Annotated in this window: 17 protein-coding genes; 3 read left to right on the top strand and 14 right to left on the bottom strand. The window is 68.4% G+C overall.

Translation table 11 applies throughout. From position 1 onward, the window contains the following. Positions 1 to 34: 34 nt before the first annotated feature. A complete protein-coding gene (locus ACRWNM_RS05585; RefSeq protein WP_431964139.1) occupies positions 35 to 844 on the bottom strand; it encodes an S-methyl-5'-thioadenosine phosphorylase in 810 nt (269 codons plus the stop codon). A 131-nt stretch (positions 845 to 975) separates the two neighbouring features. On the opposite strand from ACRWNM_RS05585, the gene ACRWNM_RS05580 reads away from it, so the two are divergent. Together ACRWNM_RS05580 and ACRWNM_RS05575 are read left to right on the top strand one after the other, a co-directional pair. Then, entirely contained in the window at positions 976 to 1,917 is a 942-nt protein-coding gene (locus ACRWNM_RS05580) for an EamA family transporter (protein WP_431964137.1), read from the top strand. Between the two features lie 79 nt (positions 1,918 to 1,996). Next, positions 1,997 to 2,332 (top strand): metal-sensitive transcriptional regulator, encoded by a 336-nt coding sequence (locus tag ACRWNM_RS05575; RefSeq protein WP_068057015.1) that lies wholly within the window; start codon positions 1,997 to 1,999, stop codon positions 2,330 to 2,332. A 7-nt stretch (positions 2,333 to 2,339) separates the two neighbouring features. Here ACRWNM_RS05575 and ACRWNM_RS05570 read toward each other — a convergent pair whose 3' ends face one another. From ACRWNM_RS05570 to ACRWNM_RS05550, 5 genes are all read right to left on the bottom strand, one after another. Then, entirely contained in the window at positions 2,340 to 3,272 is a 933-nt protein-coding gene (locus ACRWNM_RS05570) for a TAXI family TRAP transporter solute-binding subunit (protein WP_431964135.1), read from the bottom strand. Then, the gene (locus tag ACRWNM_RS05565; protein ID WP_431964133.1) at positions 3,269 to 4,702 is read right to left on the bottom strand and encodes a sensor histidine kinase; all 1,434 of its coding nucleotides are present in this window, start codon (positions 4,700 to 4,702) and stop codon (positions 3,269 to 3,271) included. The genes ACRWNM_RS05570 and ACRWNM_RS05565 overlap by 4 nt, the downstream gene beginning before the upstream one ends. 19 nt (positions 4,703 to 4,721) lie before the next feature. Then, positions 4,722 to 5,381 carry a response regulator transcription factor gene (locus ACRWNM_RS05560; RefSeq protein ID WP_431964533.1) on the bottom strand — a complete coding sequence of 220 codons (660 nt, stop codon included), beginning with the start codon at positions 5,379 to 5,381 and terminating at the stop codon, positions 4,722 to 4,724. Positions 5,382 to 5,427: 46 nt separating this feature from the next. Beyond that, complete coding sequence (locus ACRWNM_RS05555; protein ID WP_431964131.1) at positions 5,428 to 6,801, bottom strand: MFS transporter; 1,374 nt, start codon at positions 6,799 to 6,801, stop codon at positions 5,428 to 5,430. A 131-nt stretch (positions 6,802 to 6,932) separates the two neighbouring features. Further along, entirely contained in the window at positions 6,933 to 7,760 is an 828-nt protein-coding gene (locus ACRWNM_RS05550) for an LLM class F420-dependent oxidoreductase (protein ID WP_431964129.1), read from the bottom strand. Between the two features lie 163 nt (positions 7,761 to 7,923). On the opposite strand from ACRWNM_RS05550, the gene ACRWNM_RS05545 reads away from it, so the two are divergent. Continuing rightward, positions 7,924 to 8,367 carry an Hsp20/alpha crystallin family protein gene (locus tag ACRWNM_RS05545; RefSeq protein ID WP_431964531.1) on the top strand — a complete coding sequence of 148 codons (444 nt, stop codon included), beginning with the start codon at positions 7,924 to 7,926 and terminating at the stop codon, positions 8,365 to 8,367. A 52-nt stretch (positions 8,368 to 8,419) separates the two neighbouring features. On the opposite strand, the gene truA is transcribed toward ACRWNM_RS05545, so the two are convergent. The 8 genes from truA to infA all read right to left on the bottom strand — a co-directional run bounded on the left by truA (position 8,420) and on the right by infA (position 13,513). Further along, positions 8,420 to 9,322, bottom strand: a complete 903-nt coding sequence (gene truA, locus ACRWNM_RS05540; RefSeq protein ID WP_431964127.1) for a tRNA pseudouridine(38-40) synthase TruA — start codon at positions 9,320 to 9,322, stop codon at positions 8,420 to 8,422. Positions 9,323 to 9,468: 146 nt separating this feature from the next. Further along, complete coding sequence (rplQ, locus tag ACRWNM_RS05535; protein ID WP_431964125.1) at positions 9,469 to 9,996, bottom strand: 50S ribosomal protein L17; 528 nt, start codon at positions 9,994 to 9,996, stop codon at positions 9,469 to 9,471. A gap of 49 nt (positions 9,997 to 10,045) precedes the next feature. After that, positions 10,046 to 11,104: a DNA-directed RNA polymerase subunit alpha gene (locus ACRWNM_RS05530; protein ID WP_067785162.1), complete on the bottom strand. Its 1,059-nt coding sequence runs from the start codon at positions 11,102 to 11,104 to the stop codon at positions 10,046 to 10,048. A 107-nt stretch (positions 11,105 to 11,211) separates the two neighbouring features. Then, the gene (gene rpsD, locus ACRWNM_RS05525) at positions 11,212 to 11,817 is read right to left on the bottom strand and encodes a 30S ribosomal protein S4 (protein WP_067785061.1); all 606 of its coding nucleotides are present in this window, start codon (positions 11,815 to 11,817) and stop codon (positions 11,212 to 11,214) included. 22 nt (positions 11,818 to 11,839) lie between these two features. Beyond that, positions 11,840 to 12,253, bottom strand: coding sequence for a 30S ribosomal protein S11 (gene rpsK / locus ACRWNM_RS05520; protein ID WP_011207365.1), 414 nt, complete (start codon positions 12,251 to 12,253; stop codon positions 11,840 to 11,842). A gap of 9 nt (positions 12,254 to 12,262) precedes the next feature. Beyond that, entirely contained in the window at positions 12,263 to 12,634 is a 372-nt protein-coding gene (rpsM, locus tag ACRWNM_RS05515; RefSeq protein ID WP_039795645.1) for a 30S ribosomal protein S13, read from the bottom strand. A gap of 205 nt (positions 12,635 to 12,839) precedes the next feature. Next, a complete protein-coding gene (rpmJ, locus tag ACRWNM_RS05510; protein ID WP_011207363.1) occupies positions 12,840 to 12,953 on the bottom strand; it encodes a 50S ribosomal protein L36 in 114 nt (37 codons plus the stop codon). Between the two features lie 338 nt (positions 12,954 to 13,291). Continuing rightward, a complete protein-coding gene (infA, locus tag ACRWNM_RS05505; protein ID WP_003418601.1) occupies positions 13,292 to 13,513 on the bottom strand; it encodes a translation initiation factor IF-1 in 222 nt (73 codons plus the stop codon). Between the last annotated feature and the right edge of the window lie 762 nt (positions 13,514 to 14,275).

The raw sequence follows: 14,275 nt of genomic DNA, 5'->3' as shown, positions 1-14,275 counted from the left end.
GATGGCGGCACGAACGTCGCACCGTCCCATACGGTTACGGTAGTGCGAAAGGCAGCGACACGCCGGTATGGACACGGCACCGATCGCACGTGTCGGTTTCGCCGATCGCCGCCACCGAGGCCCGGATGAGCTCCTTGAACGGGGCCAGGTTGCGCTTGAACTCGGCGAAGACGTCGATGGCGTGCACACCGTCGCCCTCTTCCAGACCCGCGTCCAGGTCGGTCACCAGAGCGACCGCGGCGTAGCACATCTCCAGCTCACGGGCGAGCACGGCCTCCGGGTGACCGGTCATGTTCACCAGGTCCCAGCCCTGACCGGCGAACCAGCGGCTCTCGGCGCGGGTGGAGAAGCGCGGGCCCTGCACCACGACCATGGTGCCGCCTGCTTTCAGCGGCAGGGCTTCCACCTCGGACTTCGTCACCGCGACGCGCAGTTCCTCGCAGTACGGGTCGGCGAAGGAGACGTGCACGCCGCCGCCGTCGAAGTAGGTCTGCGGACGACCCGAGGTGCGATCGACCAGCTGGTCCGGCACTGCGACGGTGCCCGGTCCCCAGTCGGCGCGCAGGCTGCCCACCGCGCACGGCGCCAGGATCCGGCGCACGCCGAGCGCGCGCAGCGCCCACATGTTGGCCTGGTACGGCAGCGTGTGCGGGGCGTATTCGTGCCGCTTGCCGTGCCGGGGCACGAAGGCCACCGGCCGTCCCTCGACCTCGCCCACCGCGATCGGGGCACTGGGCTTGCCGTACGGGGTGTCGACTTCGACCTGGGTGGCGTCGTTGTCGAAGAAGTCGTAGAAACCACTGCCGCCGATGACGGCGAGGGCGGGCCGGGGAAGCGAACTCATGGGCTCGATTCTTCCGCCCACCCGCTGCTCCCGCGCAACCGGTACCGGTCCGGCGAACCGATGCGTGAGCGACACCACTCGGGTGCGTGGGCAATGATGGGACGATTCATCGTTTCTAGCTGGAGGTGGCTGTGTCGAGCGCGGGCGTTTGGCTGACCGTGGCAAGCGGTTTGGCGTTCGCCAGTTCCGGACCGCTCGCGAAATCCGTGCTCGCCGCGGAGTGGTCGCCCGGGGCGGTGCTGGCCGTGCGGCTGACCGGGGCGGCGGCGGTCATGCTGGCGCTTGCCGCGCTCGCCGAACCCGATGGCCTGCGTGGCAGCGTGCGTCATCTGCGCACCATCGGCGCGTTCGGCGTGATCGCGCTGGCGGGTGTGCAGGCGACGTTCTTCCTGTCGCTGGAATACCTCCAGGTGGGGGTATCGCTGATGATCCAGTTCCTCGCGCCGATCGCGGTGATCGGCTGGGATTGGGCAGTGCGCGGACGCAGGCCGTCCGACGCCACCCTGCTCGGCGCGATCGTGGCGCTCGCCGGCGCCGCGCTGGTGATCGATGTCTTCGACGCGGGCGGGCTGAGCCCGGCCGGCTTGGGCTGGGCCGCGCTGTCCATGCTGTGCAACGCCGCGTTCTTCCTGCTCTCCGCGCGCACCTCGGACAGCCTGCGCCCGGTGGTGCTGCTCGGCACCGGCCTGACCGTGGCCGCGGCGACCAGCTGGGCGCTCGGCGCGCTCACCGTGCTGCCGATCCACATCGGCAGCGCCACCGCCGTCATGGCCGAGCGCCGCCTCCCGGCCTGGGTGGCCCTGGCATTGCTGATCCTGCTCAGTACCGTGGTGGCCTACCTCTGCGGCGTGGCGGGCGCGGCGCGCATCGGGGCGACGCTCATGTCGCTGATCCTGTTGAGCGAGGTGCTGTTCGCGGTCGCGCTCTCCTGGCTGCTGCTCGGCGAGGCGGTGGCGCCGGTCCAGTTGTTCGGCGCGATGCTCGTAATAGGCGGAATCGCGCTGGCCAGGTACGGTGCCGATCAGCGCGCGACACGGCGGACGCAGCCCGCGCCGGGCCGCGCGCGGACCTGACAACACGCCGGAACAAATGTACCCTAGGGGGGTATTAATCGATGATCGATTCTTCCGGCAGGCAGCAAGGAGACAGTCGGTGACCACCCCGGACACGAAGACCACCCAGGACCAGCCGGGCCACGACCACTCGGCACACGGCTACATCACCGCCAAGGACGACTACCTCAAGCGCCTGCGCCGCATCGAGGGGCAGGCCCGCGGGTTGCAGCGGATGGTCGAAGAAGAGAAGTACTGCATCGATATCCTCACCCAGGTCTCCGCGATGACGAAAGCGCTACAGGCCGTGGCGATGGGCCTGCTGGAGGACCACATCAGTCACTGCGTGGTGGACGCGGCCGTCGCGGGCGGCCCCGAGGCCGAGGCCAAGATCAAGGAAGCGACCGACGCGATCGCCCGCTTGGTGCGTTCCTGATCGACGTTCACCCGTGGCGCAGCCGATAGGCCGCGGCCGCGCCGGGATGAAGCGGGATCGGGCCCGTGCCGATCAACGAACGCGCGTCCAGGAATTGGGTGCCCGCGGCCTCCGCCGGGACCAGCAGGTTCGGGCGCCCGACCAGTAGATCGACGATCGCGGCGGCGGCCTCGTCCGCCAGGGCGGGCGCCGCGAGCAGCAGGTTCGCCACGCCCACGGTCTGGATCGCGGAGGCTCCCGGATAGGCATCGCCCGGGATCTCGACGCGGTCGTAGATGTGCCCGTAGCGCTGGCGCAGCGGGGCGGCCAGCTCATCGAGATCCACCAGGCGCATCCGCAGCGGCACCTCCAGCGCCGCGGTCGGCACGCCGCCCGCCCACAGCAGCGCGTCGACCGCACCGGAGCGAAGGGCCGCCGCGGCGTCGCGCAGCGGGCGATGCTCCACGATGACATCGGTCGCCGGATCCAGCCCCGCGGCGAGCAGGATCCGCTCCCCCGTCAGCGCCGCGCCGGAACCCTGGGCGCCCAGATTCACTCGCTTGCCGCGCAATTCGACCACCCGGCGGACATCGCTGTCCGCCCGCACGGCGAGCTGGAGATAGTTCTCGTAGACCCGCCCGAGCGCGAGCACGCCGCCCGGCGCGCCCCTGCTCGAATCCGCCAGCGCCAGACCGGCTTCCGCCTCACCCCTGGCCAGCATGGCGAGATTGTCCTGTGATCCGGAGGTGGTGATCGGCTCGATCCGCACCGTCCCCGCGTCGGCGGCCGCCGACGCGAGCAGGCGCGCGAACGCGTGATAGAAACCGCCCACCTCACCCGAAGCCAACCGGACCACCGGATCGTTCCCGCTCCCGCACCCCATGACGCCGGAAGCGCCGACGCCCGCGGCGCCGATGGCCGCGAGCGCCAGGAACTTTCGCCGGTTCAGCCGACCCGTCACGACACCACCGCCACGGGAAGACGGACGGAGATCGCGAGTCCGTGCGGTGCCACCGCGGAGACCGAGAGCGTACCGCCGCGCGCCTGGGCGAGAGCCGCGGCGATCGGCAGGCCGAGGCCGGAACCGCCTGCCTGCGCGGAGGAACCGCGGAAGAACCGGGTGGTGAGCTTGCGGATCTCGTCGGAGGGGACGCCGCGGCCGTCGTCGCGCACCGTCACCGTGACCCATTCCGGCTCGATCCCGACGGACACCACGGTGTCCGCGCCGGATCCGGCGTAACGGTTCGAATTGCTCAGCGGCACATCGAGAATCTGCGCGAGCACATCCGCGGTCACGGCGACCTCGGCAGGCCGCCCCGGTTGCTCGGCGCGCAGCGACTGCCCGGAGGCGGCGAACGCGGAATGCCAGGCGTCGATGCGGTCGGCGACGACTTGGCCCGCGTCGCAACGCTGTTCGGCCGTAACCGCCGCGGGCGCGAACGCGTCCGGCGTCTCCGCGACCGCGAGGGTGAGCAGACCGTCGAGCAATGTGGTGAGCCGCTCCACCTCCGCGCTCGCCCCGCGGAAGGTGTCCGCGGCGTTCTGCGGAATCGCGTACTCCAGCGAATCCAGCCGGATGGTCAGGGCGGCCAACGGATTGCGCATCGCGTGCGCGGTGTCGGCGACCAACTGGCGCTGCGCCTCCGTCGAGTCCGCCACCGCCAGCGCCATGGTATCGAAAGATTCCGCGACAGCGCGCATTTCGGGCGGACCGCCGTAGTGGCGGGCGATCGACGCAGGCGGTGCGTCGTCGGCGGCCTGCGGCGCGGACCGCGCCTTCGGCAGCGTCGCGGTCAACTCGGCGACGGCCCGGGAGAGGGCCGCGAGCGGACGCAGCACCCAGCGGCTCAGCGTCAACGCGAGCATCGTGAAGAGCACCATGGCCCCCACCCCGCCGACGCCGATGATCAGCCACGCGCGGGTGATGTCGCGGCGCGCCTGCGCGGTGGACGCCTCGATGACGACGGCCCCGTTGACCTGCACCCCGGTCCCGACCGGTCGCGCGACGAGCATCATCGGATCGCTCCACGGCATGAGCCGGTCGATCGGATGCGGTCGCTGATTGCGCCGCGCGTCGGCAACCGCGGCGACAACGGCCGGATCGATGATGGTGACGCCCGCGTTGACCGCGGTCGCCCCGCGCGCGTCGACCACAAGCACGTTCTCGCCGTACAACTCGTGGTAGCGCGCGACCTCCTCGGCCAGCGCGGCGTAGTTGCCCTCCACCGCCAAAGCGTCGGCGAGAGTGGCGAACCGATCCGCGTCGCCGGAGCGGCCGAGCACCAACTCCTGGGTCCTGCTGGTGGCATAGGTCAGCGAGAGCGGCACCGCGAACGCGAGGACGGCGATCGCCGCGAACACCGTCAGCGCGGCAAGAAGTCTGCGCCGCATGACATTTGGCCCTCCCCGCTCACTGCCCCCACCGGTACCCGTAGCCGCGGATCGTGGTGATCAGCCCCGGCCGGTTGAGCTTGGCGCGCAGACCGGTCATGTGCACGTCCAGCGAACGCGAGACCGCGATGAACGCGTCGCCCCAGATCCGGTCCATCAGCTGCTGGCGGCTCACCGCCGCACCCGGCCGTTCCACGAGCGCCTCGACCAGCTCGAATTCCTTCTGCGTCAACGCGACCGGCACCCCGCCGACCTCGACGACCCGAGCCGCCAGATCGACGCGCACATCGCCGGTGATCACCTCGGTGCGCTCCGAATGCGCGACCGCGGCCGCCCGGCGCATCACGGTTTCCAGCCGCGCCATCAGCTCCGCGATCCGCGGCGGCTTCACCAGATAATCGTCCGCGCCGCCACGCAATCCACGCACGATGGAGCGTTCGTCGCTGCGCGCCGTCAGGATCAGCACCGGCACCGAACTCACCTCGCGCAGCTGCCGCAACACCTGCAGGCCGTCGCCGTCGGGCAGACCGAGATCGAGGATGACGGCGTCGTAGCCGCGGTGGTCGAGCAGCAGCTCGCTGCCACGACGCTTGCGCTCGGCGGAATAACCGCGGGCATTGAGCGCCTCGACGAGCGCGTCGCCCACACCGTCGTCATCTTCGACCACCGCAAGCCGCACGCGCCGATCCTGCCACATGGGCTGGATCGGCGCGGTCACGAGTCGCTCAGCCACGCACGGCGGCCATGGGGCGTTCGTCATCGCTTCCGGCGCTCACCGCGTCGGCCCGCGCCTTGTCGTCGGCGTCGATGGTGGACTCCGCCGAGGTCTCCCGCATGAAGTAGTAGGTCACCAGCGAAACCGCGATGCAGCCCGCCACGTAGTAGAAGTACACCGACTCCATGCCCGCCTTCTTCAGTGCGAGCGCGATCATCTCCGCGGTGCCGCCGAAGATCGCGACCGTCAGTGCGTAAGGCAGGCCGACGCCGAGCGCCCGGATCTTGGTCGGGAAGAGCTCCGCCTTCACGATGGCGTTGATCGAGGTGTAGCCGGTGATGATCAGCAGGGCGACCATCATCAGGCCCCAGGCGGCGACCGGGTTCGAGGTGTGCGCGAGCACGGTCATGAGCGGCACGGTCAGCAAGGTGCCGCTCACGCCGAAGAAGATCAGCAGCTTGCGCCGCCCGATCTTGTCGGACAGCCCGCCCGCCAGCGGCTGGATCACCACGAACACCAGCAGCGCGACGAAGTTGATCCAGGCCACCGTGCCCTTGGAGATGCCGGAGGTGTTGATCATGAACTTCTGCATATAGGTGGTGTAGGTGTAGAACGCCACCGTGCCGCCGAGCGTCAGACCGACAACGAGCAGGCACTCCCTCGGGTACTTCAGCAGGACCCGCAGCGAACCGCGCGAGGAACCGCTGGGCTCCTTCGAGCCGGAGGCCTCCGCCTCGAAGGACGCGGACTCGTCCATCCCGCGGCGCAGCAGCATGACGACGATCGCGCCGCCCGCGCCGATCACGAACGGGATTCGCCAACCCCAGGAGTGCATCTGCGCGGAGGTGAGCACCTGCAGCAACACGATCTGCACGCCGAGCGCGGTGAGCTGACCGGCGACCAGGGTCACGTACTGGAAGCTCGAGTAGAACCCACGACGGCCCGCCGAAGCGACCTCGGACAGATACGTCGCGCTGGTGGCGTACTCACCGCCGACGGAGAGACCCTGCAGCAGTCGCGCGAGCAGCAACAGCACCGGGGCGGCGATGCCGATGCTCTGGTAGCCCGGCGTAATCGCGATGAGCAGCGAACCGGCCGCCATCACGGTCACCGACAGCGTCAGCGCGGCGCGCCTGCCGAACCGGTCCGCGTAACGGCCGAGCGCCCAGCCGCCCAGCGGGCGCATCAGGAACCCGACCGCGAACACGGCCGCGGTGGACAGCAGCTGAGCGGTCGAATCCCCTTCGGGGAAGAACGCTTTCGCGAAGTACACGCTGAACGCCGCGTACACGTACCAGTCGTACCACTCGACCAGGTTGCCGATCGATCCGCGCAGCACGTTCGCGACGACGCGGCGTTCGCCACCGGACTGTGTCGTAGTCACCGAATCTCCTCCTTCGACGCTTCTTCGCGTCAACTGGAAGAGAGTGTGTCGGCAGTCACAAGGGATTCGGAAGCGTGCGGCGGGTTTCCTAACTGTCTCTTAGTACGATGGCCACCGCACGCTCGCGCAGGTCAGGAGCGCAACAAGGGGGCCAGAGCGCGCAGCGGGCCGAGGTAGTCGGACCCGAGCGCCTGCAGGGCGACGTGGTCGGCGCCCGCCTCGAGGTGGGCCCTGAGCTGCACGGCCACCTGCTCCGCGCTGCCGTGCACCGCCAGCTGGTCGATCAGCCGGTCGCTACCGGGCGTGGTGACATCGGCGTCGTCGAAACCGAGCCTGCGCAGATTTGCGACGTAGTTGCCGAGCCCGAGGTACATGGGCACGATCGTGCGTCCGACTTCGCGCGCCCGCTCCGGGTTTTCGTCGATGACGAACTTCTGCTCGGTGGCCAGTAGCGCGTCCGCGCCGAGCACCACACGGGCGCGCCGGGTGTGCTCGGGGGTCACCAAGTACGGCAGCGCGCCCGCGGTCCGATCGCGCGCCAGCTCCAGCACCCGCGGGCCGAGCGCGGCGAGGGCCCGCCGCTGCTTCGGCACTCCGGCCGCGTCCAGCTCGTCGAGGTACTCGACCAGCGCGTCGTAGGGCTTGCGGTAGGGACCGTTGAATTCCGGATGCCCGGCGCCGACGCCGAGCAGGAAGCGGCCTGGGAAGCGCTCCTCGATGCGGTGGAACGAATCGGCCACGATCTTCGCCGGGGCCGCCCAGATGTTCACGATGCTGGTGGCCACCGTGAGCGAATCCGTCGCGGCGAGCAGCGATTCCACGACGGGCAGCTCCGCGGGCGGGGAGCTGCCGAGCCATACCGTTCCGTAGCCGAGCTCCTCCAGCTCGTGCGCCTCCTCCGGAGTCACCCCCTGGTAGCCGCGCCATACACCGAATCGTCCGAGACCGTCGATTGTCATGTGGGAAACGAACCTCCGCTGTCCCCGTTCCTATTCCGCGCCGCGGAGCGAGGCCCCCTGGGCATTAGCACTCAGGACATGAGAGTGCTAACTTGGAGGGTGCACAGCTCCCGGCGGTCGCCGCCGTGGCGGTCGCCGACGTACTGAGATGGAGGTGATTGCTGTGCTGCGATTCGATCCATTCCATGACATCGACACTGTCGCTCGCCAGCTGCTCGGCGAGAACGTCGGAACGGCACGCGCACCGCGATTCATGCCGATGGATCTGTTCAAGGCGGGCGACCACTATGTGCTCAATGCCGATCTGCCCGGCGTCGATCCCGGCTCGGTGGATGTGAGTGTCGACAACGGCACCCTCACCCTGCGCGCCCAGCGCAGCCTGCCTAGCGACGAAGGCGTCCAGTGGATCGCCTCGGAACGCTTCGCGGGAACCTACATGCGCCAGCTGTCCCTCGGTGACAACGTCGACGCCGACAAGATCAGCGCCACCTACAACAACGGTGTCCTCTCGGTGACCATCCCCGTCGCCGAAAGGGCCAAGCCGCGCCGCATCGAGATCTCCGGCCACTCACAGCCCAAGACCATCGAAGCGAGCACCGGCGACTGAACCACTCCGGTACCGCGGTTCGCTGAGACCGGCCGCGGTACCGGTCCCCTATTCACTCTCCGCCGCAGCACCCTCGGGTCGGCACGACGCGCATCTCCCTGGTCTCGGCATTGCGCGCCGCCAGGTCCGCGTCGGCGGGATAGTCGACCGCGACCAGGCTCAGGCCGTGGGCCGGAGCGACGGTCACCGCGCTCGCACGCTCGGTCTCCTCCAGCAGTCCGGCGATCCATTCCACGGTGCGCCTGCCCTCGCCAACGGCGAGCACCCCGCCGACCAGGCTGCGCACCATCGACCAGCAGAACGCGTCGGCGCTGACGAACGCGGTGAGCAGGTCCCCCTCCCGCTCCCAGTCGAAGCGCTGCAATTCGCGGACCGTCGTCGCGCCCTCCCTGCGACGGCAGAACGCCGCGAAATCGTGCAACCCCAACAGGCTTCGGGACGCCGCGCGCATCGCCTCCAGATCGACGCCCGGGCGGCACGGCACCACGCTCCGGGCGCTCAGCGGCTCCGCGCCGTACGGCGCGGTGGTGAGCCGGTAGACGTAGTGGCGGCGAATCGCCGAGAAGCGCGCGTCGAATTCCGGCGGCGCGCTCCGAGCCGCCTTGATACGCACGTCTTTCGGAAGGAAGCGAGCCATGCGGTGGACGAGCTTGTCACCGTCGAACTCGGCGGTGGTGTCGAAGTGCGCGACCTGCCCCTCCGCGTGCACCCCGGCGTCGGTGCGGCCCGCGACGGTCAGCTGGATCGGCTCGCGGAATACCTTGCTCAGCGACTCCTCCAGCACGCCCTGCACGGTCCGTAGCCCCGGCTGGCGGGCCCAGCCGATGAAGTCCGTTCCGTCGTAGGAGATGTCGAGGCGCGCCCGCACCGCATCCCGGAGCTCGGTCGCCGCCGTCGGGGACACTGGAGACGCCGCCGGGGCAGCAGAGTCGGTCTGTGCGCTAGCCGATTCCATCGAATCCTCCACTGTCACAACAACTTCTCGTCGAACGCAAACCAGCCCACGGAGTCACGACGGGCCGCAGACAGGTTCGGCCGATCGACGCGAATGAGCCCGCCACCCACAGGGGCGGCGGGCTCATTCGAGAAACCCGACCCAGGTCAGGCGTCCTTCTTGTCCTCGGCGGACTCGTCGGCCTGCTCCTCGGCAACCGGAGCCTCGGCCTCGGCGACAGCCTCGTCGGCCTTCTCCTCGACGACCTCGGGAGCCTGTTCCTCGGCCTTCTTGGAGGCGGCGACGCGACGGGCGCGATCGGCCTCGTTGGTCACGGTCTTCTCCCGGACCAGCTCGATGATCGCCATCGGCGCGTTGTCACCCTTACGCGGCAGCGTCTTGGTGATGCGGGTGTAGCCACCCTCGCGACCATCGAACGAAGGCCCGATCTCCGCGAAGAGCGAGTGGACGACGTCCTTGTTGCGGATCACCTTCAGCACCTCGCGACGGTCGGCAAGGGTGCCGCCCTTCGCCTTGGTGATGAGCTTCTCCGCGTAGGGACGCACGGCCTTGGCCTTGGCCTCGGTGGTGGTGATCCGGCCGTGCTCGAAGAGCGCCGTGGCCAGATTGGCGAAGATCGCCTTCTGGTGCGACGCCGACCCGCCGAAGCGGGCACCCTTCTTGGGCTTAGGCATTGTTGATTCTCCTTGTATGCGGCCGGGCCGGGGCGCCTACCCCAGCGGCCTAGAGCTGTTCGGTCTCGGCGTAGTCCTGCTCGCCGCCATCGGTGTCACTGAACGTGCCGCTGTCGCTCCACGTGCCGGTGCTCGCGTCGTAACCCACCACGGAGGACGGGTCGAACGACGCCGGGCTGTCCTTCAGCGAGAGGCCGAGCGCGTGCAGCTTGACCTTCACCTCGTCGATGGACTTCTGGCCGAAGTTGCGGATGTCCAGCAGATCCGACTCGGTGCGGGCGACAAGCTCGCCCACCGTGTGCACACCCTCGCGCTTGAGGCAGTTGTAGGACCGGACGGTGAGGTCCAGGTCCTCGATCGGCAGACCGAACGAGGCGATGTGATCCGCCTCGGCCGGCGAGGGGCCGATCTCGATGCCTTCGGCTTCGACGTTCAGCTCGCGAGCGAGGCCGAACAGCTCGACCAGGGTCTTGCCCGCCGAGGCGAGCGCGTCCCGCGCGCTGATGGAGTTCTTGGTCTCCACGTCCAGGATGAGCCGGTCGAAGTCGGTGCGCTGCTCGACACGGGTGGCCTCGACCTTGTAGGTCACCTTGAGCACCGGGGAGTAGATCGAATCCACCGGGATCCGGCCGATTTCCGCACCGGACGCCTTGTTCTGCACCGCCGGGACGTAACCGCGACCGCGCTCGACGACGAGCTCGATCTCGAGCTTGCCCTTGTCGTTCAGGGTGGCGATGTGCATGTCCGGGTTGTGCACGACGACGCCGGCGGGCGGCACGATGTCACCGGCGGTGACGGTGCCGGGTCCCTGCTTGCGCACGTACATCGTCACCGGCTCGTCCTCCTCCGAGGACACGACCAGACCCTTGAGGTTCAGGATGATGTCGGTGACATCTTCCTTCACGCCGGGAACGGTGGTGAACTCGTGCAGAACGCCGTCGATGCGGATGCTCGTGACCGCGGCCCCCGGGATCGAGGACAGCAGGGTACGCCGCAGCGAGTTGCCGAGGGTGTAACCGAAGCCCGGCTCGAGGGGTTCGATGGTGAACTTCGAGCGGTTCTCGGCGACGACCTCTTCGGTCAGGGTCGGACGCTGGGAAATCAGCATGAGGATCATCCTCCTTTTAGGGCGCCCGCTATTTGACGCCTCGTTTTAAGGGGTTGTGCTCGACCATCCGGCGAACCGAACGACCGAGCACCAGCGGCATTCGCTGATTACTTCGAGTAGTACTCGACGATCAGCTGTTCCTGCAGCGGCACATCGATCTGGGCGCGCTCCGGCTCCTGGTGGACCAGGATCCGCAGACGGCCAGGGATCACCTGCAGCCAGCCCGGAACCGGGCGATCGCCGAGGGTTTCGCGCGCGACCTGGAAAGGCAGGGTCGGCAGCGACTTCTCCTTGACATCGATGATGTCGTACTGGCTCACCTTGTAGCTGGGCACGTCGACCTTGACGCCGTTGACCAGGAAGTGGCCGTGGCTGACCAGCTGACGAGCCTGGCGACGGGTGCGCGCCAGACCGGCGCGGTACACGACGTTGTCGAGACGGGTCTCGAGCAGACGAAGCAGGTTGTCACCGGTCTTGCCCTTGAGGCGGTTGGCCTCTTCGTAGTACCGGCGGAACTGCTTCTCCATGACGCCGTAGGAGAAGCGAGCCTTCTGCTTCTCCTGCAGCTGGAGCAGGTACTCGCTCTCCTTGATCCGCGCACGGCCGTGCTGGCCGGGCGGGTACGGGCGACGCTCGAACGCCTGATCGCCGCCGACGAGGTCGACGCGCAGACGACGCGACTTGCGGGTGATGGGTCCGGTGTAACGGGCCATTTCGCTCTACCTTCCTTTCCCGCTAGACGCGACGCCGCTTGGGCGGACGGCAGCCGTTGTGCGGCTGCGGGGTGACATCGGAGATCGTGCCCACCTCGAGGCCTGCGGCCTGCAGCGAGCGGATCGCGGTCTCACGGCCCGAACCGGGGCCCTTGACGAACACGTCGACCTTCTTGACGCCGTGCTCCTGTGCCTTGCGGGCCGCGTTCTCGGCGGCGAGCTGCGCGGCGAACGGGGTCGACTTACGCGAACCCTTGAAGCCGACGTGACCCGACGACGCCCAGGAGATGACGTTGCCGTTCGGGTCGGTGATGGACACGATCGTGTTGTTGAACGTGCTCTTGATGTGCGCGTTGCCGTGCGGGACGTTCTTCTTGTCCCTGCGGCGCGACTTCTGGGTCTTCTTGGGGCCGGAGGCCCTGCTCTTAGGAGGCATCCGTATCCCTTACTTCTTCTTGCCTGCGACGGTGCGCTTCGGGCCCTTGCGGGTGCGCGCGTTGGTCTTGGTCCGCTGGCCACGCACGGGCAGGCCACGGCGGTGGCGCAGGCCCTGGTAGCAGCCGATCTCGATCTTGCGGCGGATGTCGGCCTGCACCTCACGGCGCAGGTCACCCTCGACCTTGAACTCCGAGGCCTCGATGTAGTCGCGGAGCTTGGTCAGGTCGTCGTCGCTGAGATCCTTCGAACGCAGGTCCGGGCTGACGCCGGTGGCCTCGAGGATCTCCTTGGAGCGGGTACGGCCGATGCCGAAAATGTAGGTCAGCGCGATCTCCATGCGCTTTTCGCGCGGGAGGTCGACGCCCATGAGACGTGCCATGTGGCAGTTTCCTTAATCGTTGCGGAGGTCTGCTCCCTGTCCGTTCCCCCGTCTTGTGTGGGGCACCGGCCTCCGTACCGGTGGTTGGCTCGCACGCCCCGGGCCTTCTCTCGAAAGCCCGAATTTCCACAGCGTGCGGCTGGAGCTGGGAGTTCTTCGTTGTGCCAATCCGAACCGCGTTCGGTGCTTGGCGGTGAGCCCTTGATCAGCCCTGGCGCTGCTTGTGGCGCAGGTTGTCGCAGATCACCATGACCCGGCCGTGGCGGCGGATCACCTTGCACTTCTCGCAGATCTTCTTGACGCTCGGCTGAACCTTCACGTCCGTCCAATCTCGTTGTGGTCCACAGAGGTGTGAACACAGTTTTTCCCCAGCCTGGCGGCTGGGGAAGTCTTTTGTTGTGCCGTCCTCGCGAACGGCCGTCCCTCCGGGAGGGACCTGGGGTAAAAGCCTTGGTCCGGGTCGAACCAGCCCGCCCATCCGGCGGTCCGGAGATGCCCGACCCGCGCGAACGGTTGGTCCGCGCCTAAGCCAACCCGCCCGTTCGGGAGTCCGGGGGCGAAGCCCGCCGGGCGGGGTGTGGGGGTTGCACCCCCACAAAACACCAAGTGAATCGACCTAGGCGAACGCTCACCGTGAGCAGCGTTCGCCGACTCGATTCACTTGTAGCGGTAAACGATCCGGCCGCGGGACAGGTCGTAGGGCGAGAGCTCGACGACCACCCGGTCCTCGGGAAGGATGCGAATGTAGTGCTGCCGCATCTTTCCGCTGATGTGCGCGAGAACCTTGTGCCCGTTCTCGAGCTCGATACGGAACATCGCATTGGGCAGCGGCTCGACAACTCGACCCTCGACCTCGATGGCCCCGTCCTTCTTCGCCATGTCCTCCGCGATCCCGGTTCATCGAGCGACTTCGCCGATCGAACCTGGTGTGATTGCCTGGTGTCTGCTTGTATGTACCGGACGGCGTAACCGAACCGGCGGCATGCAAACAGGCGGCGCATAGGTGCACCGCCGTTCCAGCTTACCGGGAGGCATCCGATCCGGCAAAAACGCCCCGCCAGGAAGTCGCAGGGCGGCCGCTCCCTGCGCCACGGCGGGTGGGGCCGGTCACGTAAACTGACCGAGTCCAGGAAACGGTCGAGCAGACTTAGGGGGATGCCGTGAGCCAGCGTACCGGGCCAGCCGTCGGCACTGCGCCCCTCGGCCACGACAGGGCCGAGCGCGAGGGTAGCGGGCGAGCCATCTCGGGCACCACGAAAACCGAGCGCACGACGGAGCCGTGGGACAGCGAGGCGATGCGGTGAGTCGTAACAACGACCTCCCGATGCTGCCGCCATGGCTGTCCGACAGCGAGGTCACCGGCGGTTACGAAGCACCGGTACAGAATCTCCCGCACGAAGAGCTCATCGACGACGCGCCCGACCGCAAACGACGCCGCAAGCCCCAGGCGCCCGATGGTCGGAACGACGCGAATCAGGGCTCCGGCCGCAAGGACAAGAAGCGCAGGTGGCTCGGCCGCGACAAGGACGAGCCGGTCGAGGAGCAGCCCAGCGCGCCCCCGGCCGAAGAGCAGCGCCGCCCCGAGCCGCCCGCCGACTCCTGGGGGCAGCCGCAGTCCGGTTGGTCGTCCGGCCCCGACAC

This window comes from Nocardia sp. bgisy134, from assembly GCF_965341865.1.
Taxonomy (GTDB): Bacteria; Actinomycetota; Actinomycetes; order Mycobacteriales; family Mycobacteriaceae; genus Nocardia.
This window is presented reverse-complemented; position numbering and strand designations above follow the sequence as displayed.

Coding starts and splice junctions, on each gene's coding strand:
- ACRWNM_RS05585 (WP_431964139.1), bottom strand. CDS start 844: ATGAGTTCGCTTCCCCGGCCCGCCCTCGCCGTCATCGGCGGCAGTGGT.
- ACRWNM_RS05565 (WP_431964133.1), bottom strand. CDS start 4,702: ATGCGGCGCAGACTTCTTGCCGCGCTGACGGTGTTCGCGGCGATCGCC.
- ACRWNM_RS05550 (WP_431964129.1), bottom strand. CDS start 7,760: ATGACAATCGACGGTCTCGGACGATTCGGTGTATGGCGCGGCTACCAG.
- truA (WP_431964127.1), bottom strand. CDS start 9,322: ATGGAATCGGCTAGCGCACAGACCGACTCTGCTGCCCCGGCGGCGTCT.
- rplQ (WP_431964125.1), bottom strand. CDS start 9,996: ATGCCTAAGCCCAAGAAGGGTGCCCGCTTCGGCGGGTCGGCGTCGCAC.
- ACRWNM_RS05530 (WP_067785162.1), bottom strand. CDS start 11,104: ATGCTGATTTCCCAGCGTCCGACCCTGACCGAAGAGGTCGTCGCCGAG.
- rpsD (WP_067785061.1), bottom strand. CDS start 11,817: ATGGCCCGTTACACCGGACCCATCACCCGCAAGTCGCGTCGTCTGCGC.
- rpsK (WP_011207365.1), bottom strand. CDS start 12,253: ATGCCTCCTAAGAGCAGGGCCTCCGGCCCCAAGAAGACCCAGAAGTCG.
- rpsM (WP_039795645.1), bottom strand. CDS start 12,634: ATGGCACGTCTCATGGGCGTCGACCTCCCGCGCGAAAAGCGCATGGAG.
- infA (WP_003418601.1), bottom strand. CDS start 13,513: ATGGCGAAGAAGGACGGGGCCATCGAGGTCGAGGGTCGAGTTGTCGAG.